This window comes from Corynebacterium sp. HMSC074H12 (genome assembly GCF_001813755.1).
Lineage (GTDB): Bacteria > Actinomycetota > Actinomycetes > Mycobacteriales > Mycobacteriaceae > Corynebacterium > Corynebacterium hiratae.
Genome location: NZ_KV813910.1, coordinates 1 through 331, shown reverse-complemented (window position 1 = coordinate 331; position 331 = coordinate 1). Strand labels below are relative to the sequence as shown.

Genomic DNA, 331 nt, shown 5'->3' with positions numbered 1-331 from the left:
TGTTGCGACCGGCTATTTGGTAGCAGTGTCGTGACTATCCGGTAGCGCTTCAGTGAGTATCTGGTAGCAGCTCAGGGCGCTCGGGATGATACTTCCGGTAGCCGCACCACTCGGGTGCGGCGCGTACTGGAAGGAGTCCGCTTATGCCGGATTACCGTGCGGTGATGACGCTGCTGATTAGGAAGCGTTCTTACCGCCAGATTGAAGACCAACTCGGGTGCTCGCACCGCGCGATTTCCCGAGCGAACCAAGCGCTGCGAAGCCTTGGCCTAACCACTGCCCAGCAGGTCGCGGCGCTGACGAATGACGAGCTGGACGAGATATTCGTTGA

Annotated in this window: 1 pseudogene; it reads left to right on the top strand. The window is 59.2% G+C overall.

Annotation, left to right across the window (positions count from 1 at the left end):
* Positions 1 to 143: 143 nt before the first annotated feature.
* Positions 144 to 331, top strand: a pseudogene (locus HMPREF2932_RS07015) (Trp family transcriptional regulator); the annotation flags it as partial.